Source organism: Amycolatopsis sp. WGS_07 (assembly GCF_045278895.1).
Taxonomy (GTDB): Bacteria; Actinomycetota; Actinomycetes; order Mycobacteriales; family Pseudonocardiaceae; genus Amycolatopsis.
Map to the genome: position 1 here is coordinate 5,589,081 of NZ_CP136053.1, position 22,003 is coordinate 5,611,083.

General features: G+C 69.8%; 23 protein-coding genes. 10 read left to right on the plus strand and 13 right to left on the minus strand.

Annotation, left to right across the window (positions count from 1 at the left end; genetic code table 11):
- Positions 1-4 precede the first annotated feature (4 nt).
- From RPX00_RS26485 to RPX00_RS26495, 3 genes are read right to left on the minus strand one after another with little or no spacing between them, the layout of a single operon-like run.
- Positions 5-1,483 (minus strand): APC family permease, encoded by a 1,479-nt coding sequence (locus tag RPX00_RS26485; protein ID WP_406629346.1) that lies wholly within the window; start codon positions 1,481-1,483, stop codon positions 5-7.
- 40 nt (positions 1,484-1,523) lie between these two features.
- On the minus strand, positions 1,524-2,177 hold the full coding sequence (locus RPX00_RS26490) for a response regulator (protein ID WP_406629348.1): 654 nt from the start codon (positions 2,175-2,177) through the stop codon (positions 1,524-1,526).
- Complete coding sequence (locus RPX00_RS26495; RefSeq protein ID WP_406643100.1) at positions 2,174-3,355, minus strand: sensor histidine kinase; 1,182 nt, start codon at positions 3,353-3,355, stop codon at positions 2,174-2,176. Before RPX00_RS26495 ends, RPX00_RS26490 begins: the two co-directional genes overlap by 4 nt.
- 124 nt (positions 3,356-3,479) lie before the next feature.
- Between RPX00_RS26495 and RPX00_RS26500 the strand changes: the two genes are divergently transcribed.
- The 4 genes from RPX00_RS26500 to RPX00_RS26515 are packed head-to-tail and all read left to right on the plus strand — an operon-like array spanning position 3,480 to position 5,632.
- Positions 3,480-4,052, plus strand: coding sequence for a hypothetical protein (locus RPX00_RS26500; protein ID WP_406629350.1), 573 nt, complete (start codon positions 3,480-3,482; stop codon positions 4,050-4,052).
- The gene (locus RPX00_RS26505; protein ID WP_406629352.1) at positions 4,049-4,252 is read left to right on the plus strand and encodes a hypothetical protein; all 204 of its coding nucleotides are present in this window, start codon (positions 4,049-4,051) and stop codon (positions 4,250-4,252) included. Before RPX00_RS26500 ends, RPX00_RS26505 begins: the two co-directional genes overlap by 4 nt.
- A 9-nt stretch (positions 4,253-4,261) precedes the next feature.
- The gene (locus RPX00_RS26510) at positions 4,262-4,639 is read left to right on the plus strand and encodes a hypothetical protein (protein ID WP_406629354.1); all 378 of its coding nucleotides are present in this window, start codon (positions 4,262-4,264) and stop codon (positions 4,637-4,639) included.
- Between the two features lie 21 nt (positions 4,640-4,660).
- Entirely contained in the window at positions 4,661-5,632 is a 972-nt protein-coding gene (locus RPX00_RS26515) for a phosphotransferase family protein (protein ID WP_406629355.1), read from the plus strand.
- Here the strand turns inward: RPX00_RS26515 and RPX00_RS26520 are convergent.
- The 7 genes from RPX00_RS26520 to ppgK form a co-directional block, all read right to left on the minus strand.
- A complete protein-coding gene (locus RPX00_RS26520; protein WP_406629357.1) occupies positions 5,624-6,559 on the minus strand; it encodes a hypothetical protein in 936 nt (311 codons plus the stop codon). The genes RPX00_RS26515 and RPX00_RS26520 overlap by 9 nt on opposite strands.
- Positions 6,560-6,639: 80 nt before the next feature.
- On the minus strand, positions 6,640-8,331 hold the full coding sequence (locus tag RPX00_RS26525; RefSeq protein WP_406629359.1) for an ABC transporter family substrate-binding protein: 1,692 nt from the start codon (positions 8,329-8,331) through the stop codon (positions 6,640-6,642).
- A 40-nt stretch (positions 8,332-8,371) separates the two neighbouring features.
- Positions 8,372-10,504: a dipeptide ABC transporter ATP-binding protein gene (locus RPX00_RS26530; protein ID WP_406629361.1), complete on the minus strand. Its 2,133-nt coding sequence runs from the start codon at positions 10,502-10,504 to the stop codon at positions 8,372-8,374.
- Positions 10,501-11,508 carry an ABC transporter permease gene (locus tag RPX00_RS26535; RefSeq protein WP_406629363.1) on the minus strand — a complete coding sequence of 336 codons (1,008 nt, stop codon included), beginning with the start codon at positions 11,506-11,508 and terminating at the stop codon, positions 10,501-10,503. Before RPX00_RS26535 ends, RPX00_RS26530 begins: the two co-directional genes overlap by 4 nt.
- Entirely contained in the window at positions 11,508-12,485 is a 978-nt protein-coding gene (locus RPX00_RS26540; protein ID WP_378305867.1) for an ABC transporter permease, read from the minus strand. The genes RPX00_RS26535 and RPX00_RS26540 overlap by 1 nt, the downstream gene beginning before the upstream one ends.
- A 622-nt stretch (positions 12,486-13,107) precedes the next feature.
- Positions 13,108-14,535: an RNA polymerase sigma factor gene (locus RPX00_RS26545; RefSeq protein WP_406629365.1), complete on the minus strand. Its 1,428-nt coding sequence runs from the start codon at positions 14,533-14,535 to the stop codon at positions 13,108-13,110.
- Between the two features lie 222 nt (positions 14,536-14,757).
- The gene (gene ppgK, locus RPX00_RS26550; protein ID WP_406629367.1) at positions 14,758-15,519 is read right to left on the minus strand and encodes a polyphosphate--glucose phosphotransferase; all 762 of its coding nucleotides are present in this window, start codon (positions 15,517-15,519) and stop codon (positions 14,758-14,760) included.
- Between the two features lie 64 nt (positions 15,520-15,583).
- Between ppgK and RPX00_RS26555 the strand changes: the two genes are divergently transcribed.
- Positions 15,584-16,420: an inositol monophosphatase family protein gene (locus tag RPX00_RS26555; protein ID WP_406629369.1), complete on the plus strand. Its 837-nt coding sequence runs from the start codon at positions 15,584-15,586 to the stop codon at positions 16,418-16,420.
- 3 nt (positions 16,421-16,423) lie between these two features.
- Here the strand turns inward: RPX00_RS26555 and cei are convergent, their stop codons facing one another.
- The gene (gene cei / locus RPX00_RS26560) at positions 16,424-17,107 is read right to left on the minus strand and encodes an envelope integrity protein Cei (protein ID WP_406629371.1); all 684 of its coding nucleotides are present in this window, start codon (positions 17,105-17,107) and stop codon (positions 16,424-16,426) included.
- A 507-nt stretch (positions 17,108-17,614) separates the two neighbouring features.
- Here cei and RPX00_RS26565 point away from each other — a divergent pair.
- The gene (locus tag RPX00_RS26565; RefSeq protein ID WP_013224476.1) at positions 17,615-17,923 is read left to right on the plus strand and encodes a DUF4193 domain-containing protein; all 309 of its coding nucleotides are present in this window, start codon (positions 17,615-17,617) and stop codon (positions 17,921-17,923) included.
- 326 nt (positions 17,924-18,249) lie between these two features.
- Here RPX00_RS26565 and RPX00_RS26570 read toward each other — a convergent pair whose 3' ends face one another.
- Complete coding sequence (locus RPX00_RS26570) at positions 18,250-18,735, minus strand: DUF3093 domain-containing protein (RefSeq protein ID WP_406629374.1); 486 nt, start codon at positions 18,733-18,735, stop codon at positions 18,250-18,252.
- Between the two features lie 24 nt (positions 18,736-18,759).
- On the opposite strand from RPX00_RS26570, the gene dut reads away from it, so the two are divergent.
- Together dut and RPX00_RS26580 are read left to right on the plus strand one after the other, a co-directional pair.
- The gene (dut, locus tag RPX00_RS26575; RefSeq protein ID WP_406629376.1) at positions 18,760-19,263 is read left to right on the plus strand and encodes a dUTP diphosphatase; all 504 of its coding nucleotides are present in this window, start codon (positions 18,760-18,762) and stop codon (positions 19,261-19,263) included.
- Positions 19,263-19,922: a DUF3710 domain-containing protein gene (locus RPX00_RS26580; RefSeq protein WP_406629377.1), complete on the plus strand. Its 660-nt coding sequence runs from the start codon at positions 19,263-19,265 to the stop codon at positions 19,920-19,922. Before dut ends, RPX00_RS26580 begins: the two co-directional genes overlap by 1 nt.
- 124 nt (positions 19,923-20,046) lie before the next feature.
- On the opposite strand, the gene RPX00_RS26585 is transcribed toward RPX00_RS26580, so the two are convergent.
- Entirely contained in the window at positions 20,047-20,763 is a 717-nt protein-coding gene (locus tag RPX00_RS26585; protein WP_406629379.1) for an alpha/beta hydrolase, read from the minus strand.
- 103 nt (positions 20,764-20,866) lie between these two features.
- On the opposite strand from RPX00_RS26585, the gene RPX00_RS26590 reads away from it, so the two are divergent.
- Positions 20,867-21,247, plus strand: a complete 381-nt coding sequence (locus RPX00_RS26590) for an OB-fold nucleic acid binding domain-containing protein (protein WP_009075573.1) — start codon at positions 20,867-20,869, stop codon at positions 21,245-21,247.
- Positions 21,248-21,256: 9 nt separating this feature from the next.
- Positions 21,257-22,003, plus strand: a complete 747-nt coding sequence (locus RPX00_RS26595; protein WP_406629382.1) for a DUF3159 domain-containing protein — start codon at positions 21,257-21,259, stop codon at positions 22,001-22,003.

Consider the following 22,003-nt stretch of genomic DNA (forward strand, 5'->3'; position numbering starts at 1 on the left):
CTGGTCACGACCCGGATTCCACGCCGCCGGGCGACGCGGGGCCGGCGGGCTGCTTGGCGAAGCGGGAGTGCTTGCGGCCGTAGAAGTAGTAGATCAGCAGGCCGAGCACGAGCCAGGCGGCGAACCGGATCCAGGTCATCACGTCGAGGTTCAGCATGAGGTAGAAGCACGCCAGCGCGGCGATGATCGGCAGCACCGGCGAGAACGGCACGGTGAACGGCCGCTTGAGGTCCGGACGGCGCTTGCGCAGCACGGGCACCGCGACCGCGACGATGATCATCGCCGACAGCGCGCCGATGCTGACCATGTCGGCGAGCGCCGAGATCGGCACGAACGCGGCCAGCACGGCGATCAGCGCGGCCCCGCCGATGGTCATCCGGTGCGGCGTGCCCCAGCGCGGGTGCGCCGTGCCGATGGCCTTGGGCAGCAGGCCGTCGCGGCCCATCGCGAAGCCGATCCGGCCGATCGTGACGAGTTCGACCATCATCACCGACGTCAGCCCGGTGACCGCGCCTAGTGAGATCAGCGCGCCGACCCAATGCTGGCCGACCCGGTCGAACGCGTCGGCGAGCGGCGCGCCGGAGTCGATGTCGGTGTAGTGGACCATGCCGGTGAGCACGATCGAGACCCCGATGTAGAGCACCGCGCACACGGCCAGCGCGCCGAGGATGCCGACGCGGAGGTCCTTGCGCGGGTTGATGGTCTCCTCGCCGAGGTTGGCGAGCGCTTCGAAACCGGTGTAAGCGAAGAACACGACGGCCGCGGCGGTGACCATGCCGGCGATGCCGTACACCGACTGCTCGAGCCCGAGCGCGGCCTGGACCACTGGCTGGTGCAAGGCGTTCGCGTTGCTCGACGGCGGCTGCGCGGGCGGCACGAACGGGGTGAGGTTCGCGCCCTTCACGAAGAACACGCCGACGGCGAGGATCAGGACGCAGACGGCGACCTTGACGAGCACCAGCAGGTTAGTGAGCCACGCGGACTCCTTGATGCCGATCACGGCCACGACCGTCAGCACCGCGATGATCAGCACCGCGCCCACGTTGACTGTCGCGTCCTCGCCGAACCATTCCGGCGACAGCCCGAGCAGGTTGGCGAGGTAGCCGGACCAGCTGCGGGACACCACGGCCGCGCCGAGCGCGAACTCCAGCAGCAGGTCCCAGCCGATGATCCAGGCGAAGACCTCTCCGAGCGTGGCGAAGGCGTAGGTGTAGGCGCTGCCCGCGGTCGGCACGCTGGAGGCCAGTTCGGCGTAGCAGAGCGCGGCGAGGCCGGCGACCACCGCGCCGATCACGAACGACAACGTGACCGACGGCCCGGCGTGCGTCTTCGCCTCGACCCCGGCGAGGGTGAAGATCCCGGTGCCGATGATGATGCCGACGCCGAAGCCGATGAGGTCGCGTCCCCTGAGCCGCCGCTTCAGCTCGCCGGATTCCTGTCGCTTGAGGACTTCGTCGACGTCGAGAGTTCTCCGCACACCCATGGGGGAACGTTAGAAGGTCGCGCGCGGATGCGCAGAACGGTCAGCCGGGTGGCGCAATCCCATGGTCTTGGGCGAGGATCGCGGCCTGCACCCGGGAGCGCAGGCCGAGCTTGGCCAGCACCCGGGAAACGTGCGTTTTCACCGTCGCCTCTCCGATGTAGAGGCGGGCACCGATTTCGGCGTTCGAGAGCCCCGCGCCGAGGCAGCCCAGCACCTCGCGTTCGCGTTCGGTGAGGTCCGCCAGGCCGGTCGGGGCAGGTGAGGCTCCGGCCGGCGTGCTGGCGAACGCGGCGATCAGCCGTTTCGTGACCTGCGGCGCGAGCACGCCCTCGCCGGCCGCGACGAGCCGGACGGCCTCGATCAGCCGAGGCGCCTCCACCGACTTCAGCAGGAACCCGGCGGCTCCGGCGCGCAGTGCGGCGTGCACGTATTCGTCGAGGTCGAAGGTGGTGAGGACGAGGACCTCGGCCAGCCCCTCGGCGATGAGCTGGCGGGTGGCGGTGATGCCGTCGGTGCCGGGCATCCGGACGTCCATCAGGACGACGTCCGGCCGCAGCGCGCGGGCCTGGCGCAGGGCGACCTCGCCGTCGGCCGCCTCGCCGACCACCTCGATGCCCTCAGCGTTGCCGAGGATGAGCGCGAGCCCGGCGCGGATGGCGCCGTGGTCGTCGGCGACGAGGACTCGGATGGTCATGATGCCTCTCCGGCGAGGGGAAGTTCCGCGTGGACTAGCCAGCGGGGCCCGGACGGGCCTGCTCGCAGTGTGCCGCCGACGGCGTGCGCGCGCTCGCGCATGCTCAGCAAACCGTGCCCGCCGCTGTCGGGCTGGGCTGGCGCGCCGGACAGTTCGTTGTCGATCTCGACAGTCAGCGTGCCGTCCGCCGCGCGCAGCCGCACTGTCGCCTGGCTGCCCGGCGCGTGTTTGACCGCGTTGGTGAGCGCCTCCTGCGCGATCCGGTACGCGGTGAGATCGACCGCCGTCGGCAGCGTGAGTTCTTCGTCCACAGTGGAATCCACCGTGACCGTCATCCCCGACGCGCGCGCCGATTCCACCAGCCTGGCCAGCTCGGCCAGCCGGGCCGGGGCGGTCACCTCGTCGGCCGCGGACTCCGAACGCAACAGGCCGATCATCGCGCGCATCTCCTCCAGCGCCCGCACGCTGTTCTCCCGCACGGCTACGAGCACGGTCTGCGCGGTCTTCGGATCGTCGGCCATGGACAGTGCCGCCTCCGACTGGATGGCGATGGCCGACAGATGCCCGGCGACGACGTCGTGCAGGTCGCGGGCCATCCGCGCGCGTTCGGCCGCCACCGCTGCCCGCCGGTCCAGCGCGGCGATCGTCGCGAGCTGTTCGGCGTTGGCGCGTTCGGACGCCGCGATGTCGCTCTGCTGGCGCACATTCGCGCCCCACCACACCGGGACCAGCAGGAACGACAGCATGCTGAACGCGCCGAGCGCCGCCGCCCGCCAGCCCGCCACGGCCAGGAACACGAACAGCACGGTGAGGGTGACGGTGGCGGTCACGCCGACCAGCACCCGGGTCGTCCAGCGGGAGCCGTGCAGCATGGCGGAGTACAGGAAATCCGTGTACGCGATGGCGATCGGCAGCGACAGGCCCAGCGCGACGTCGACGCCGACGATTCCCGTGGCGGCCAGCAGCCCCCACGGCACTTTCCGGCGCAGGAACGTCGCGAGGCAGATCGCGCCGAGTTCGGCGAACCGGATCCACAGCGGGAACGGGTCGCCGTTGGGCAGCAGATGGTGGCTGCCGGTGAGGTACAGCATCGTGCCGCCGGCGAACACCGCGAGCGCGATGAGGCCGTTCTGCTGCCACGGCGGCAGTTCGCGCGGCCGGGGGAGAGCCGAGCGCAGGTCTCGCAAGCGCACCCGACCATGACAGCACACCGCGGCGCCCCGGTCGTCCTACGAAATGATGACCCCCCGATCGTGCCGTCCGCTGACGCGCGCGGACGCCCGTGCCCGCGACAGTGGGGCCATGGACGTCATTCTGAACAGCCCGATGACCGTCGCCATCGTGGCGTGCGAGATCGGGTTCTGGGTCTTCATCGCGGCCGGGCTGCTGACCCGGTACGCGCTGCGCAAGCAGAAGGCCAGCACCGTGCTGCTGGCGCTGGTGCCGGTCGTCGACCTGGTGCTGCTGGTGGTCACGGTGATCGACCTGATGAACGGCGCGGTCCCGAACGTGACGCACGGGCTGGCCGCGGTGTACCTGGGCTTCTCGGTCGTCTTCGGGCCGTCGATGGTGGAGTGGGCCGACGTGCGGTTCGCGCACCGGTTCGCCGGCGGGCCGCGTCCGGAGAAGCTGTACGGACGCGCGAAGGTCCGCAAGGAATGGCGCGAATGGGGCAAATGCGTGCTGGCCTCCGCGATCAGCGCGGGACTGCTGCTGCTCGCGATCGTGCTCGTCGGCGGCGGCTCGGACCAGGCCGAACCGCTGTGGGGCTGGCTGCCGAGGCTGGGCACGCTCACCGGGCTGTGGTTCGTCTTCGGCCCGCTGTGGCAGCAGGTTTTCGGGACCTCCGCGCCGAAAGAGCAGGTGCGGCGATGATCGAGCTGATCGGCATCCTCCTGGTGGTGCAGGGCGCGGGCGGGCTGATCAACCGGCTCGCCGGCGCCGAGCATCCGAGCTGGTTCGTCCAGTTGCACCTGCTGCCGCCGCACCTGCACGTGATCGCCAGCCTCGTCCTGCTCGGGGCGGGCGTGGCGGTGCTGTTCGCGCACCGGGCGCGCAACCGCCGCCGAGGCTAAACTCGGAGGATGGCGGCCGGTCCGGTTCTGCTGTTCGCCGTGGTCAGCGTGGCGCCCTCGGTGTTGTTCTGGGCTGCCCTCCGCCTTCCGGCGGTCTGCCGCTGGGTGCGTCGGCGACGGGCTGCGCCAGTGCCGTCCGGGCCGCCGGTCGAGCAGGTGGCCGCCGACTTGCGCCGCGTACGCCGGGCCCTCGCGCAGCTTCCCGCCGGAACGCCCGCCGCCCGCCGGATCGGCACCCGGCAGGCCTACGACGAACTGCTCGTCACGGCCTGCCGCGAGATCGGCGTCGCGCACCGGCTCGACGGAGTGCGCGAGGGCGTCGACCGGGATCTCGAACGGCTGCGGATCGAGGATTCGCTGAGCCGTAAAGGATTCGTGCTGTCCTGAGCGCGGTGGCAGGATGCCCCGGTGGATTTCCAGCCGAAAGACCGGCCCTCAGACGCGTTCCAGCAACCGCTCACCGCTGACCAGATCGAACTGCTCTGCCGCCGTGCGCTCGGCAGCACCGCGCGGTCCGCGGCCGAAATCGGCTGGGGCGGGTACAACAACACCTACCGGGTGGAACTGCCCGAAGGCCCGGCGATCCTGCGCGTCGCCCCGGAACCGGCGCGGCAGAGCCGGATCGAGCACCAGTTCATGCGCAACGAATACCTTGCCGCACCGTACTTCGCGCCGATCTCGCCGCTGATGCCGCGCACGCTCGCCGCCGATTTCACCCACCAGGTCATCGGCCGCGACTACGTGCTGCAGGGCGTACTGCCCGGCCAGCCCGGTCCCGAGGTGCTGTCTTCTTGCGCACCGGAAGCTCGGACGCCGTACTTCCACCGGCTCGGCGAAATCACCCGCGCGATCCACGAGGTGCGCGGGCCCGGCTTCGGCGTGGTGGCCGGACCGCATTACGCGAACTGGAGTGAAGCGCTGATCGCGTACTTCGAGGACAACGCCGCCGATGTCGAGGACATCGGCCTAGACGCGACGGACCTGCGCGCGGTGGCCGCTTGGGCGAGGCGCGACGCCGGGTTGCTCGACGAGATCACCGAACCGCGCCTGCTGCACGGGGACCTGTGGCACGTGAACGTGATGCTGACCCCGGAGCTGGAGATCGTCGGCGTGATCGACCACGACCGCAGCTGGTGGGGCGACCCGGCGGCGGACTGGACGATCCACATGGCTTCAGCGAAACCAGGGGAGCGAGAGGCGTTCTGGGACACCTACGGGCAGCCGGATACGTCCTCGGCGGCGCGGCGGCGGGCGTTGTACTACCGGGCCCGGCATCTCGGCGCGGTGCGGCTGGAACGGCACCGGCTCGGCAAGGAGGGCCGGATGGAGGAGTCGTACTCGGAGCTGGCCGAGGTGTTGGCGGCGCTGGAATCAGAGTGACGGGTCGGAGCCGCGCAGTGCGGCCCACCAGAAGCCGAACGCGGCGATCAGCACGCTGACCACCAGCCAGCCCGCGAATCCGCTGCCGTCCACCAGCGCCCAGAACGCGCCTACGACCGGCGTGACCGCCAGCACTGGCAGGTCGGCGCGGAACTGGCGCGCGAGCCGTACCGGAGTGGCCGCGGCGAGGGCGCGTTCCTCGTCCGGCTCGGAAGGGTTGTCCAGACGGCGGCCGCGCGGCTCGCCAGTGCGCACGGAGCCCGCCGGATACAGCACCTCGCCGTCGATGCGGACCGCGACGTGGCGGTCCGTGCGCAGGTCGCCCAGCACTTCGATCCGCGAGGGCGACGGCAGGCCGATCAGCGTCGGCGAGAAGTACACGGGGATCCACCGCGGCGTCGCGGTGTCGGTCTCCAGCCACGACCGCGTCAGCAACCCGCGTTGCACCTTCACCCGGCGCATCGGCACGGAAGCACCCGCCTTGCGCCGCGAGGGCTGAACGAAGCGGGTGAAAAGCAGGAATCCGTCCACCGCCAGCATCGCGAGCACCGCGACCACGGTGACTGTCGCATAGGTCGACGCGCGGTCGGCAGTGACCAACGCCGAAGCGCCAGTCGTGATCGCACGGGACGGCGCGGCCGGGTCGTAGCGCACCGGAACCTTCGCGCCCAGCGCCGGGGGAGTGGTGTCCAGCTCGACCGCCGCGCTCGCCTCCGGCTGATTCGGCACCGGGAACCGCACCGTGACGGTGGCGTCGTCCACCCGCGAGACGATTCCGGTCGCGTTCGCGGTGAGTCCCTGCAGCCGCGGCCGGGTGCCGTTGAATTCCAGCATTTGCACCACGAACACCGCCGCGCACGCGACGAACACGACCGCGCTCGTCACGAGAATGTGCCGGACCGGCCGCACCTGCAGGAACTTCCGCACGGAGATCACCTTAACTGTCCAAAAAGGAAGGAGCGGCGCGGGGAGTCCGCGCCGCTCCTTCGAATCCCGCCAGGGGAGGATTACTTCACGAACCCGATCTTGGTGAAGTCGTACGGGTTGTTCGCGTAGCCCGGCGAACCGAAGTTGCCCAGCGTCTTGCGGACGGCGAAGGCACCGGTCGACTGGAAGATCGGAAGCTGGTGGCCCAGCGCCCAGATCTCCTTGTCCGCGGCGTTGATGTCCGCGGCCCGCTTCGTGTCGTCCAGTTCCTGAGCCGCGGTGTTGAGCAGCTGGTTGAGCTTGTCGTTGCCGATGTGCCCGTAGTTCTGGTTGACGTTCTTCGGGTCGAAGTAGTAGATGCCCTTGCTGCCGCCGATCGGGAACGAGTTCGAGATCCAGCGGAACAGCGTGAGGTCGAAGTTGCCGACGTTCACGTAGTTCTTGAAGAACTCGGCCGTCGGGACCGGCACGATGTCGATGCCGACGCCGATCGCCTTCAGCTGCGACTGCAGGATCTGCGCGGTCTGCTGGCTGATCGGGGTGCCCGTCGGGATCACCAGGCGCAGCTTCAGCTGCTTGCCGTCCTTGGCGCGCAGGTCGCCGGACTGCTTCCAGCCGAGCTTGTCCAGCTCCGCCTTGGCCGCGTTCGCGTCGAACTTGTACGGGCCGCTGTTGTCCTCGTAGGTCTTGGAGCCCTTGAGGTACAGGTGGTTGCCGATCGGCGTGGTGTCCTTCTGCATCTGGCCGAGGATCGACTTCGCGATGGTCACCGTGTCGACGCCGCGCATGACGGCCAGCCGCAGGTCCTTGTCCGCGAGGATCGAGGACGGGGCGCCGTTGAGCGTCATGTGCGTGTAGTCGGGGTAGGTCGACTGGCGCACGACCGAGTTCGGGTCGGACTGGGCCCGCTTGAACGCGTTGATGTCGTTGTTCAGGTTGTAGAAGTCGATCTGCCCGTTGGCGAACGCGTCCGCCAGCGCCGGCCGGTCCACGACCTTGAAGGTCACGGTGTCCAGCTTCGGCTTGTCGCCCCACCAGTTCGGGTCGCGCTCGAACACCGCGGTCTTGGCGGTGTAGTCGACGTTCTTGATCTTGAACGGACCCGCGGTGATCTGCGCCTTCTGCGCCCAGCCCTTGTTGAAGGTGTTGGCGTCGGCCATCGCCTCCTTCGGGTACAGCGGCGAGAACAGCGACTTCCACTCCGCGAACTTCTTCGCGAAGGTGACCTTGACGTCGAGGTCGTCAGTGCCCTTCTCGACCTTGGCGATGTCCTCGTACCCGGTGGTGCTGGAGACCTGGTAGGCGGTGTCCTTGCCGGTCAGCGCCTTCGCCATGGCGGCGAAGTCCTCCCAGGAGAACTGGCGCCCGTTGCTCCACTTGGCCTTCGGGTTGATCTTGTACTCGATGACCTGCGGGTCCTGGCTGACGATCTCGGCCGAGGTCAGGTAGTTCTTGTCCAGGCCGACCGTCGCGTCCGCGTTCTGCGGGAACGGATACGGCAGGATCGCGCCGAGCATGTTGGCGCCGTCCAGCACCGTGCCGTCGACCTGGTAGTAGTTCCAGTTGTCCGGCAGCTGGTCGACCGGCCACTTGAAGTCGCCGCCGTCCTTCAGCTTGTCCAGCGGCTGCTCGTTGATGTCCGAGGTCTTGACGCCGGTCGTGCCTGCGTCCTGCAGGCCCTTGTCGCCGCCGCCGCTGCCGCCGCCGCAAGCGGCGAGCAGGAGCCCCAGAGCGGCAACGGGGGCCACGATCGCGGCCATTCTCCGTCGCATGTGTCTACCTTCCTTCTTCTGGTGTGCCAACGGATCGTGGCTACACGACTTCGCGGGTCTTGGCGTAGTGGCACGCCACGTCGTGGTCCTCGGCGCGGGATTCGCGCGGAGGCTCGACGTCGACGCACTTCTTCTTGTCCTCTTCGGACAGTTGCGAGAAGACGAAACACCGGGTGCGGAACCGGCAGCCGGACGGCGGGTTCGCCGGGCTGGGCAGATCGCCGGTGAGGATGATCCGGCCGCGCTCGCGCTCCTTGGCCGGGTCCGGGATCGGGATCGCGGACAGCAGGGCCTGCGTGTACGGATGCTGCGGCGCCTCGAAAACCGTGCGGACGTCGCCGATCTCCACGATCTTGCCGAGGTACATCACCGCCACGCGGTCGGCGATGTGCCGGACCACCGACAGGTCGTGCGCCACGAACAAGTAGGACAGGCCCAGCTTGGCCTTCAGCTCGTCCAGCAGGTTGATCACGCCCGCCTGGATCGACACGTCGAGCGCGGACACCGGCTCGTCGAGCACGATCAGCTTCGGCTCCAGCGCGAGCGCCCGCGCGATGCCGACGCGCTGGCGCTGCCCGCCGGAAAACTCCGCCGGGTACCGGTCGGCGTGCTCGGGGCGCAGCCCGACCAGCCCGAGCAGCTCCGGCACGCGCTTCCCGATGTGCTCCTTCGAGAACCCGTGCGTGACCATCGGCTCGGCGATGATGTCGCCGATCGGCAGCCGGGGGTCGAGCGCGGCCATCGGGTCCTGGAAGACCACCTGCAGGTCGCGCCGGATCGACTTGCGGTCCTTGCCCGCGAGCTTCCCGACGTCCTTGCCGAGCACCGCGACCGAACCGTGCGACGGGGCGGTCAGCTCGAGGATCTCCATCAGCGTGGTCGACTTGCCGCAGCCGGATTCGCCGACCAGGCCCAGGGTTTCGCCCTCGACGATGTCGAAGGTGATCCCGTCCACCGCGCGCACCGTGCCGACCTTGCGCTTGAACACGGTGCCCTTGCTGATCGCGTAATGCTTCTGCAGGTCACGCACGTCCAGCACGGTCGAACGCTCGGTGCGCGGCAGCGCGGCGACCTCGGCCTCCTTGATCACCTCGGCGCCGAAGACCTCGGCGGCGTCCGCTTCGGGACGGGCGAGTTCCTCGGTGCGGATGCAGGCGGCCCGGTGCGTCGTGTCGACCGGCGCGTTCGGGTTGCCCGGCGTGATCGTGAACAGCTCCGGCTCGGCCGTGCGGCAGGCGTCGATCGCCAGCGGGCAGCGCGGCGCGAACGGGCAGCCCTGCGGCAGGTTCACCAGCGACGGCGGCTGACCCTCGATCGGCACCAGCGGCTGCTTCTCCCGCGCGTCCACGCGGGGGATCGACCCGAGCAGGCCCAGCGTGTACGGCATCCGCGGCTGGGCGTAGATCGTGTCGACCGGACCCTGCTCGACCGCGCGCCCGGCGTACATCACCATCAGCCGGTCGGCGAACCCGGCGACCACGCCGAGGTCGTGCGTGATGATCACGATGCCGGCCCCGGTGACCTCCTGCGCGGTCTTCAGCACCTCCAGCACCTGAGCCTGCACCGTCACGTCGAGCGCGGTGGTCGGCTCGTCGGCGATGATCAGGTCCGGGTCGTTGGCGATCGCGATGGCGATCACCGCGCGCTGGCGCATGCCGCCGGAGAACTCGTGCGGGAAGGCCTTCGCCCGCGCCGCCGCGTTCGGGATGCCGACCAGGTCGAGCAGTTCGACCGCGCGGTTGTTCGCCTGCTGCTTGGTGATCGTGCCCTTGCCGTGCACCAGCAGCGCTTCGGCGATCTGCGCGCCGACGGTGTACACCGGGGTCAGCGCCGACAGCGGGTCCTGGAAGACCATCGAGATCTTCTTGCCGCGGATCTTCGACAGGTCGGTGTCGGACTTGCCGATCAATTCGCTGTCCTGGAACCGGATCGAGCCCGACACGCGCGCCTGCGGCGGCAGCAGCCCCATCACCGCGAGCGACGACACCGACTTGCCCGAACCGGACTCGCCGACGATGCCGAGCACCTCGCCGGCCGCGACCTGGTAGTTCAGGCCGCGCACCGCGTGCACGCGGCCGGATTCGGACGGGAAGGACACTTCGAGGTCGGAAACCTCGAGCACGGTGCCCGTCGGCTTGCCCGTTTCCGCGCTCAGTTCGAGTGCGGCGCTCATGCTTCTGCTCCCACAGGTTGCGTCGAGGCGCTCGACTTGGTCTTTTCTTCGATCCGCTTGCGTTCCTTGCGCCGAGACCGGCTGGACGACGGGTCGAGCGCGTCGCGCAGGCCGTCGCCGACGAAGTTCACCGCGAGCACGGTGAACACCAGGAAGCCGGCCGGGATGTAGAACAGCCACGGGAACGTGCGGACCGCGTCGGAGCCCGCGGAGATCAGCGTGCCCAGCGAAACGTCCGGCGCCTGCACGCCGAAGCCGAAGAACGACAGCGACGTCTCCATGATGATCGCGACGCCGACGTTGATCGTCGCGTCGATGATCAGCAGCGACGCCATGTTCGGCACGATGTGCTTGAAGATGATCCGCCACGGGGACTGGCCCATGAACTTGGCGGCCTTCACGAACTCGCGCTCGCGCAGCGTCAGCGTCATGCCGCGGACGATGCGGGCGGTGATCATCCACTGGAACAGCGCGATCAGGCCGACCAGGATCAGCCAGGTCTTGCCGCGGAAGGCGGGCGACAGGATCGAGATGATCAGGAACGGCGGGAGGATCAGCAGCAGGTCGACGACCCACATCGACACCCGGTCGGTCCAGCCGCCGAAGTACCCGGCCGCGGAGCCGACGATCGAGGCCACGCCGGTGGAGAACAGCGCGGCCAGCAGGCCGATGGTGAGCGACTTCTGCAGCCCGCGCATGGTCTGGGCGAACATGTCGCCGCCGATCTGGTTCGTGCCGAACCAGTGCGTGCCGTCCGGCGGCATCAGCGTCGCGGCGGGGTCCAGTTCGTCGTAGCCCCACGGCGAATACCAGGTGTAGGTGAACGCCAGCACGTAGAACAGCAGGATCACGACGAGACCGGCCAGCGCCAGCTTGTTGCGGAAGAACCGGCGGGCGACGAGCTTGCCGCGGCTGGAGGACTTCCCGCCCTGCTGCTCGGTCTCCGTTTCGGTGGCGGCGACGGCCGAGTCGGCGAGGTCGGCCTCGTTCAATGGGGCGGCCATCAGATCCTCACCCTCGGGTCGAGCGCGGCGTAGAGCACGTCCGCGAGCCAGCCGGCGAGCAGCACGCAGATCGCGATGAACAGGGTCACGGTGGTGACGATGTTGGTGTCCTGCTTCTGGATGCCGGTCACCAGCCAGTCGCCCATGCCGTACCAGCCGAAGATCTTCTCGGTGAAGACGCCGCCGGTGATGAGCAGGCCGAAGCCGAACGCGAACAGCGTCGCCATCGGGATCAGCGCGGTGCGCAGGCCGTGCTTGAACAGCGCGCGCCTGCGGGTGAGGCCCTTGGCCTGCGCGGTGCGCAGGAAGTCCGAGCCGAGCACGTCGAGCATCGCCGAACGCTGGTAGCGGCTGTAGTAGGCGACCTGGGTCAGCACGATCGCCAGGGTCGGCACGATGATGTGCTGCAGGCGGTCGAGCACGACGTCGCCGAAACCGCCGTCGACGCTGCCGCCCTCGCCCTGCACGATGAAGAACTGGTACCCGTCGAGCAGGTTGTCGTTCACCGACTGCGCGCCCGCCTTGAGGATCGTGGCGATCACGAACACCGGCGTCGACAGCACCACGAAGGAGAACGTGGTGGCGAGGTAGTCGCTGATCTTGTACTGCCGGATCGCGCTGACCACGCCGACCAGCACGCCGATGATGATGCCGATCGTGATGCCGAGCAGGAACAGCCGCAGGCTCACGCCCGCGCGGCGGAACAGCTCGTCGGTGATCGCCTGATCGGCGACGGTGCGGCCGAAGTCGCCCTGGAACACGCCGCCCAGCCAGGTGAAGAACCGGTGCGGGATCGCCTGGTCGAGGTGCAGCTCGGCGGCCTTGGCGTCGATGGTCGCCTGCGGGGCGGGCGGATTGCGCAGCTTGAGCGCGTCCAGCGGGCTGAACGACAGCGACGCCAGGGAGAACGCCGCGAAGGTCGCGACGAGGCACAGGGCGATGTAGTTGACGAGTCTGCGGAGGAGGAACCCGATCACAGTTGCCTCGCTTCACCGGGGCCGGAGGATCCGCTCCGCGCCGCCGGGCATCCCTGGCTCGCTCGCGATTGAGTTTTCGTCGAAAACACTGGGCGGTGCTGCCTTCCAATACTGACGCTCGTTGTGGGCGCAGCCTAATAGCGATCAGCCGTTGCGATCTTCGTTTTCAGGCAACCAAACAATCACGATTTTCGCGATGAGGCGGAGAACAACCGACTTTAGCCTCTTGTCCGCGTCCCGGTGTCGCGGTGGGTGCCGGATCGTGCACCGGCGATGAGTATTCCGGAACGGTTCCGGGGTTCCGGGTGAACGGTTGTGAACGGGAAACGGACATGTGCGCGTCGCGCACGGCCGCGTCGCGCCGTGGCGGCGCACGATCGGGTGCCTGTTCCCCCGTCGGGATTCACCCCGGGGATTCCTCTTGTGCCGCAGCGTAATTCGCAACGGAGCCGGGTGCGCGGGGTTTTCCGGGACTTGTCCGGTCCACTGTGGTCAGGCGAAGGAAGGATTTCGCGGAAATAGCCCGGCGGGCTTCGCGGGAGCCGCCGTCGGCAAAAACGCGGAAACCCCGCCGCCGCGTAGTGCGGGGCGGGGTTTCTCGCGAGAACCGGGCGGAAGCGGCTCAGTCCAGGTAGTCGCGCAGGACCTGCGAACGCGACGGGTGGCGCAGCTTCGACATCGTCTTCGACTCGATCTGCCGGATCCGCTCGCGCGTGACGCCGTAGACCTGGCCGATCTCGTCGAGGGTGCGGGGCTGGCCGTCGGTGAGGCCGAAGCGCAGCCGGACCACGCCCGCCTCGCGCTCGGACAGCGTCTGCAGCACCGACTGGAGCTGGTCCTGCAGCAGCGTGAACGACACCGCGTCCACCGCGACGACCGCTTCGGAGTCTTCGATGAAGTCGCCGAGCTGCGAATCGCCCTCGTCGCCGATGGTCTGGTCCAGCGAGATCGGCTCGCGCGCGTACTGCTGGATCTCCAGGACCTTCTCCGGCGAGATGTCCATTTCCTTCGCCAGCTCCTCGGGCGTCGGCTCGCGGCCGAGGTCCTGCAGGAGTTCGCGCTGTATGCGGCCGAGCTTGTTGATGACCTCCACCATGTGCACCGGGATGCGGATGGTGCGGGCCTGGTCGGCCATCGCGCGGGTGATCGCCTGGCGGATCCACCACGTGGCGTACGTCGAGAACTTGTAGCCCTTGGTGTAGTCGAACTTCTCCACCGCGCGGATCAGGCCGAGGTTGCCCTCCTGGATCAGGTCCAGGAACGCCATGCCGCGGCCGGTGTAGCGCTTGGCCAGCGACACCACGAGCCGGAGGTTCGCCTCCAGCAGGTGGTTCTTGGCCCGCTCGCCGTCGCGCACGATCCACTTGAGGTCGCGGCGCATCTGGGTGACGAGCTTCTCGCCCTCCTCCTCGGCGGTGCGCACGCGCTCGGCGGCGTAGAGCCCGGCCTCGATCCGCTTGGCCAGCTCCACCTCCTCCTCCGCGTTCAGCAGCGCGACCTTGCCGATCTGCTTGAGGTAGGCGCGGACCGAGTCGGCCGACGCGGTCAGCTCGGCGTCCTTGCGCGCCTGGCGCAGCGCCTCGGACTCCTCCTCGTCCCACACGAAGTCCGGGTTGTCCGAGGACTTGCCGCCCTTGTCCGCCGCGCTCGCGCGACGGCGCGCCGCGGTCGACGAGGCCGTGCCCGCCGACCCGTCGGCCGCCTCGGCCTCGTCGTCGGAGTCGTCGTCATCGTCGTCGGCCTCGTCGTTGACCGTCTCGTCGACCACGTCGACCTCGACCTCTTCGAGGTCGGACAGGTCCAGGCTGTCGAGTTCGGCCTCGTCGAGGTCGACCGGGCCGTCGGGATCGCCGTCGTCGGTCTTCGGACCCTTCGCGGCGGCCTTCTTCGCCGGAGCCTTCTTGGCCGGAGTCTTCTTCGCGCCCGCCGGCTTCGCGGCGGTCTTGCGCGCCGGGGACTTCGCCGCTCCGGTGGCTGCCTCGTCGGCCGGCTCGCCGGCTTCGGTCGCTGTCTTCGTCCCGCCTCGGGTTGCGGTTCTTGCGGCTGCCACTTACGCCCTTTCGCAGCGGTCGATCATGACGAGCCGAGATGTCGCCACCTCGGCTGCCTCACATTCGGGGAACACGCCTCGGCCTGCGGTTTTGCCTCCGCAGCTCCTGCGCCGTGTTCCATTGTAACGACGTCGGCCCACTGCGTCGCGAAGCGATCACCCTCCGGCCCCCTTCCCGGCGCCTCGCGGCGGCCGGTCCGGGGCCTGGCGGAGCCCCTCGGCTCAGTGCCCGGCGCCCTCGGCGGCGGCCGCGGCGGCCCCGACGATGCCCGCGTTGTTCTGCAGCGACGCGACGACCACCGGCGTGCGGATCTCCAGCAGCGGCACCCACTTCTCGGCCTTCTTGCTGACGCCGCCGCCGACGATGAACAGATCCGGCCAGATGAGGTTCTCCAGCACCGAGAGGTACCGGTGCACCCGCTTGGCCCACTGCGGGTAGGACAGGCCCTCGTTGTCCTTCACCGAAGCGGCGGCGCGTTTTTCAGCGTCGTGGCCGTCGACCTCGAGATGGCCGAGTTCGGTGTTGGGCACGAGCTTGCCGTCGTGGAACAGGGCGCTGCCGATGCCGGTGCCGAAGGTGAGCAGCGCGGTCACGCCGGTGCGCGCGGCCGCGTCGCCGAAGCGGATCTCGGCGAGGCCGGCGGCGTCCGCGTCGTTGAGCATCGTGACTTCCTCGACGCTCTTGCCGAGCCGCTTCGCGAAGAGCGTTTCGGCGTCCGTGCCGATCCACTTGCGGTCGATGTTGGCCGCGGTGTGCGCGGTGCCCTTCTTCACGACCGCGGGCAGGGTGACGCCGACCGGGCCGTCCCACCCCGCCTCGCGGACGATCTCGGCGACCACGTCGGCCACCGCGTCCGGCGTCGACGGCTGCGGAGTCTCGATCCGGTGCCGGTCCCCGATGAGCTGTCCCTGTTCCAAATCGACCAGCGCGCCTTTGATCCCGCTGCCGCCGATGTCGATTCCGAAACCTCGGGTCGCCGTCACTGACGTGGTCCCTTCTCGCACGATTCAGAAGTCTGCTGCGGAGACTTTAACCGGATGTGGTGACATGGCGGGCGTGGGAGTTGACGAGGCGATGCTGAACGACCTGAAGGACACCGCCGAGCAGGTCGCGGTCGAGGCCGCGCACCTGGTGCGGACGGCGTGGGCGCGGATGCGGTCCGGCGGCGAGGTCGCGGTGGACACGAAGTCGGCGGAGACCGACGTGGTGACCGCCGTGGACCGGGAGTCGGAGGAACTGGTCCGCGCCCGGCTGGAGCGGATCCGGCCCGGGGAACCGGTGCTCGGCGAGGAGGGCGGCGGCGCGGGCGAGGCCGCGGCCGGCGGGGTCGTCTGGGTGGTCGATCCGATCGACGGGACGGTCAATTTCCTTTACGGCTTGCCGACTTTCGCGGTGTCGATCGCCGCGCAGGTGGACGGGGTCTCGGTCGCCGGAGCGGTCGTGGAACCGGTCAGCGGCCGCCGCTGGACGGCTGTCCGCGGCGGCGGTTCCTGGCTCGACGGAGACCGGCTGTCGGTGTCGAAGGCGGACCGGCTGGACCTGGCGCTCGTCGGGATGGGGTTCTCCTACGCGCAGGACCGGCGGGTCCGGCAGGGCAAGCTGACGGCGGATCTGGTCGGGCGCGTGCGCGACATCCGCCGCCGGGGCGCGGCCTCGCTGGACCTGTGCGCCGTCGCGGCCGGATGGCTGGACGGGTACTTCGAACACGGCCTGCACCGCTGGGACTGGGCGGCCGGAGCGCTGGTGGCCCAGGAGGCGGGCGCGACGGTGCTGCTGCCGGGCGAGGCGGCGGACCTGGGGGAGGACGCGACGTTCACGGCGTCGCCCGGGATCGCGGCGGAACTGCGCGCGGCGCTGGCCGCGGGCGGCGCCGCGGAGGTCTGAGGCTCAGCAGGTGACGGCGCGAGCCGAGGCCAGGAGCGTCTGGTCGACCACCGGCGCTCCCGGCCCGGCCGACTGCTCGCTGCTGCCGCCGCCCTGGTGGGCCTGCGACCAGGCGCTGAGCTGCTTCAGGACCTTGACCGCCTCGGGCCGCGGCTGAATGGCGGTGAACAGCTTGCCGGTGGACACGTCGACAGTGGCGTCCTTGCGGTTGTCGTGGACCAGTTCCGCGCAGGGGATCGCCAGGCTGACCGTGCGGGCGGCGCCGGCCCCGTTGTCGCCGTAGCGGATCTGGCCGCGGCAGCGCGCGTCGCCCTTCGGGTACGCCGGGTCGTTGCCGGGCTCGCCGATCGAGGAGAAGCCGAGTTCGCGCAGCGCGGTGGTGGCGATGCCGCCCTGCCCGCGCGTGCTGCTCGCATTGAGCACCTTCAGCGCGACCTTGTCCGGCGGCACGGGGGAGCGGTCGTCGAGGCCGTTGTGCGGCACCGAGGTGTAGGTGACTCCCGGCGGAGCTTGCGGCTCCGGGCTGCAGCGCACCGCCTCGTCGACGTCGCCGCGGCCGACCACGGCGTTGACCCAGACGAAGACCGCGCCGAGCGCGAGCACGCCGATCACGATCAGCGCGGGCAGCGGACGGTGCTTGCGATAAGGCCGCGCACCACGGTTCCCCGACCCGTTCCCCGACGCCACCTGCCCCGTCCCTTCCCCTCGCAGAACCGGCCGCGGTCGCCCCGCCGCGCCTCGCGGTAACCGCCAGCGTACGCACCGGCGTGGTAGCCGGAGAGCCTAGGCGCTGGCCGCGGCGCGCGGTGTCGCGGGTCACCTTCACCCGTTCCGCGTAATGCCCCTCCGTGGCGATCGCACCACGGACGGCTCGGCCGGAGCAAGCGGACGCGGCCGCGAGGTGACGTTCGCGACCCCGGGGCAACCCGAACGGAGGACAGGCGTCTCACCTGCGCGTTCCCCCTCCTGGGTGACGCTGGCGCACCAATGTCCGACTCGGTGCGAGGCGCGCCCGGCGGTGAGCTACCCTTCCCGGGCTCCGGCCGCTGGACGAGGTCAACCAGGCTGAGACCTGGGTCACTCGCAGGCCGGGCACAAACAGGGGCGCTGGAACGTTGACCAGCGGCACGACCGGTATCGGGCGCCTCCGGAACCGGTGCAGGACGACATGCTGAATCGCAGGGGTGAGGGACAATGGCTACCGACTACGACGCTCCGCGCCGCAGCGAAGCCGACGAGCTGGCCGAAGACTCGTTGGAGGAGCTGAAGGCCCGGCGCAACGAGAACCAGTCCGGCGTCGTCGACGTCGACGAGGACGCGACCGCGGAGAACTTCGAGCTTCCCGGCGCGGACCTCTCCGGGCTCTCCGGGGAAGACATGACCGTGAAGGTCGTGCCGAAGCAGGCGGACGAGTTCACCTGCTCGGTCTGCTTCCTGGTGCACCACCGCAGCAGGCTCGCCGAGGACAACGGCGGCCGGCTGATCTGCCGCGACTGCGCCTGAGATTTTCCAGGGGAACCACAGGGAGATTCCACGGGGAGATTCACGGGGTACGCGGCCGCGGGTTTGAGGACCGGGCAGTGAAGGGGGCCGACCTTTCGGGGTCGGCCCCTTTACTTGTGTGTGCTGCTCGTCGCCTGGCGGCGACGTTGCGCCTCGTGCGTGGTGGGCACCCCGAAGCCCGATTGTGATGACGGTCTGAGGGTGCTTGTCAAGGCGGGAAAGATGCCTTGACAAGCACCCTCAGGCCGCATTTTGGCTTCGTATCGGGGTGCGGGGGGTGGTGTGGGTGCACGGCTGGGTTGGGTGTGCTGGTGCCTGTGTGTGGGTCAGGCGTTGTTGCGGAGGAGGTCCGCCACCTTTTGTGGCTTGCGGGTGCTGAAGAGCCAGTACGGGGTGGGGTCGGCCGGGTCGGTGAGGGTCAGGCGGACTGCGGGGCCTACCCAGCCTCGGTGCAGGACGAAGGCTGCGGGGTCGCCGTCGCGGCCCAGGGCGTGGCGTTTGGCGTCTTTTTCGACGATCTCGATCTCGCCGACGTAGCGCAGGGGCAGGTGGGCGTCGCCGACCCAGAGTTCGGGGTCGTCTCCGCCGGTGATCCTCACCTTCGCCCTGCCCAGCGAGAGCAGGAGGGCGGCCATCACCGGCACCGCGATCGCGAGCGGGATCCACATCGGGATCGACGGGTAGCCCAGGTGGACTTCGACGCCCAGCAGGATCGCCCCGGCCATCGGCAGGGGCCAGCCCCACCACGGCAGGTAGAGCCGTTCGGAGTGTGCGACGACGCCCGTCGCGGCGGTGTTCACGCGGTCAGCCACGCATCAAGGGTAGTCTCGCCGCCCGTGTCCAGCGTTCAGGTCCTCCTCCAGCGGCTCGACCCCGAAGTCCCGCCGCCCGCCTATGCCCGGCCCGGCGACGCCGGGGCCGATCTCGTCACCACCTCGGATATCGTGCTCGGGCCCGGCGAGCGCGGGGTCGTCGGCACCGGGGTCGCGATCGCCCTGCCGCCGGGGTACGCCGGGTTCGTGCATCCTCGCTCCGGGCTCGCGGCGCGCGTCGGATTGTCGGTGGTGAACACTCCCGGCACGATCGACTCGGGTTACCGCGGCGAGATCAAGGTGTGCCTCGTCAACCACGACCCGCGCGAGAAAATCGTGCTGGCGCGGGGCGACCGGATCGCGCAGCTGGTGATCCAGCGGGTGGAGCACGCCGTGTTCGCCGAGGTCGCCGAACTCGACGGGACCGAACGCGGCGCGGGAGGTTACGGCTCGACCGGCGGGCACGCCACACTGGCACCCGGCGCTGGAGACACCGGCGCGGGCACCGGGGAAGGAACGGAACGATAGTGGGGATTTTCGGACGCAAGCGCCGGTCCGGCGACGACGAGACCGGGGGCGTCGCGTCCCAGCGCGGCGAAGACGTCGAAGCCGACGACTCGCTCGAGCCCGAGGACCAGCTTTCGGAAACGGCCGACGGGCCGTTCGACGCCGCGGACGCGGAGGAAGACGGCATCCCGCGCATCGACCTCGGCTCGGTGCGCGTGCCGGTCCCCGACGGCTCGCAGGTGCAGGTCGAGATGGACCCGGAGGAAGGCGGCGTGCGCGCGGTGCACGTCGTGACGGAGATCGGGCAGGTCACCGTCAGCGCGTACGCGGCGCCGAAATCCGGCGGGCTCTGGCGCGAGGTGAGCAACGAACTCGCCGACCAGCTGCGCGCGGACGGCGCGAAGGTCAACGTCGGCCGCGGCGAATGGGGCATGGAACTGTCCGCGATCGTCGGCGACGTCGCCCTCCGGTTCGTCGGAGTGGACGGCCCGCGCTGGATGCTGCGCGGCGTCATCGCCGGTCCGCAGTCGACGGCTTCGCAGGCCCCCGAGGTGCTGCGGGCGATCGTGCGCCGCACCATCGTGGACCGCGGCAACTCGCCGATGCCGGTGCGCACCCCGCTCCCCATCACGCTGCCGGACGCGGTCGCCCAGCACATCGCCGAACAGCAACAGGGCTGACTCACCACACGCTGGTTCCGTGAGGGGAACCCTGACGGACTCTGATTCCCTCGGGGTTCCCCTCACGGACGTTCGCGGTCCGTGAAGGGCCCCTTGCCGGACCTGGATTCCCTCAAGGAGTCCTTCACGTCCCGCGAAGCGCCCGCAGAAACGCCAGAACGGTCGTGCGTCCCAGTGCCTCCGGGTCTTGGCCGACCGCGGCGAGCGTCGTCTCCCCGTACGAGCCCCGGGGCAGCGCTGCCGCCCACTCCCGGGCCACCGCCGCCGGATGAACGGGATCGTCCGAACACGCCCCGACTCCGGCCGGAACCTCCACCAGCCGCAACGCTTCCAGCGTCGGCGCGGCCCGCCCGGCCGCCACCCGCAGCCCGGCCTCCAGCCCGTCTCCGTGCCGCCGCCAGGCTCGCCCCAGCTCCTCGGCAAGCCACTCCGGGCTCCCCGCCGCGGCCTGCGCCACCGCACCCTCGACCCCCGCAGCGGCCACCAGATCCGCTGTGACCGTCGCAGCCAGCGCCGCGGGTGCTTGCCCGGATTCCCCGTTCCAAGCCGGGAGAGCGGCAAGCAGCCCCGCGCAACGCCCGGGATTCGCCACCGCCCACTCCGCCGCGAGATGCGCCCCGAACGAAATCCCGCCCGCCAGCACCGCGCCGTGCCGGTCAGCGAGACGGTCCAATTCGGCCAGGAACCCTTCCGCCAGGCCCGCCCCGGGACGCGGCGCGGGCGTGATCAGCGGCACTCCGAGAGCCGCGAGCGGCCCGCCGAACACCGAGCGCACGAAGACCTCGTCGGAACCCGTCCCTGGCAGCAGGACGGCGGCCGGGAGCCGGATTGCGGACGTCACGTTGCGATCTTGCCGCAAACCCGTTTCCCTGGCTGGGACCACAGCTACGCTGGACACGCACGGGCCGAACGAAGTCGGGGGCCCCGGAGCACAGGAGCACACCATGTCCGCCAAGGACGGCGGCTACTTCAGCCGGTTGGTTCGCAAGCTGACCAGCGACGTCGAGGACCTCGACGCCGACGAAATGTCCGAGAGGTCGGGTGCCGAAGGCGCGCAGCGCGCCTGTGACTGCCGGTCCGGCGAAGAGGTGACAGTGCTCGGCAGGCTGCGCAGCGTCGAGCTGTCGCCCACCGACGGGCCCGCCTCGCTGCAGGCGGAGCTGTTCGACGGCACGCAGGGCGTGACGCTAATCTGGCTGGGCAGGCGCCGGATTCCCGGCATCGAGCCCGGCCGCACCGTCAAGGTTCGCGGCCGGATGGCCGAACGGGACGGGCAGAAGGTGCTCTACAACCCGTACTACGAACTCCAGAGCCCGGTAGGGTGATCAACTCCCGTGACTGAACCCGCTGCTCCCCGCGATGAGAAGGACGCGCCCGGAAACCGGGACGAGCCCGAGCGGCAGCCGACGCTGATGGAGCAGATGGGCGGGGTTTCCGGCCTGTTCTACTCCTCGGTGCCGGTCATCGTGTTCGTGCTCCTCAACGCGTTCTTCGGGCTCACCGTGGCGATCTGGGGCTCGATCGGCAGCGCGGTGGCGATCACCGTCCTGCGCGTCGTGCGCAAGGAGCCGCTGCAGCCGGCCATCTCGGGTTTCTTCGGCGTCGCGATCGCGGCGTTCATCGCGTTCCGCACCGGGTCCGCGAAGGGGTTCTTCCTCTTCGGCATCTGGGCGAGCCTCGTGTACTGCGGCGTGTTCGTCGTCTCGGTGCTGGTGCGCTGGCCGCTGGCGGGCGTCGTCTGGAACGCGCTCAACGGCAAGGGCACCGCCTGGCGCAAGGACAAGCCGTCGCGCTACGGCTACGACGTCGCGACGCTCGCGATGGCGGTCATCTTCGCCGCCCGGTTCGTGGTGCAGCGGTGGCTGTACGACGGCGACCAGACCGGCTGGCTCGCGTTCGCCAAGATCGCGATGGGCTACCCGCTGTACGCGATCGGCCTGCTGGTGGTCGTCTGGGCGGTGCGCCGCTCCGACAAGCGGCTGAAGGCGCTCGAGGAGGAAGAGCCGGAGCCGGAAACCGACGCGCAGGTGGAGGCGCGGCTGCGGGAGAAGTACGCGCAGGCGCCCACTCCCGAGACCTGA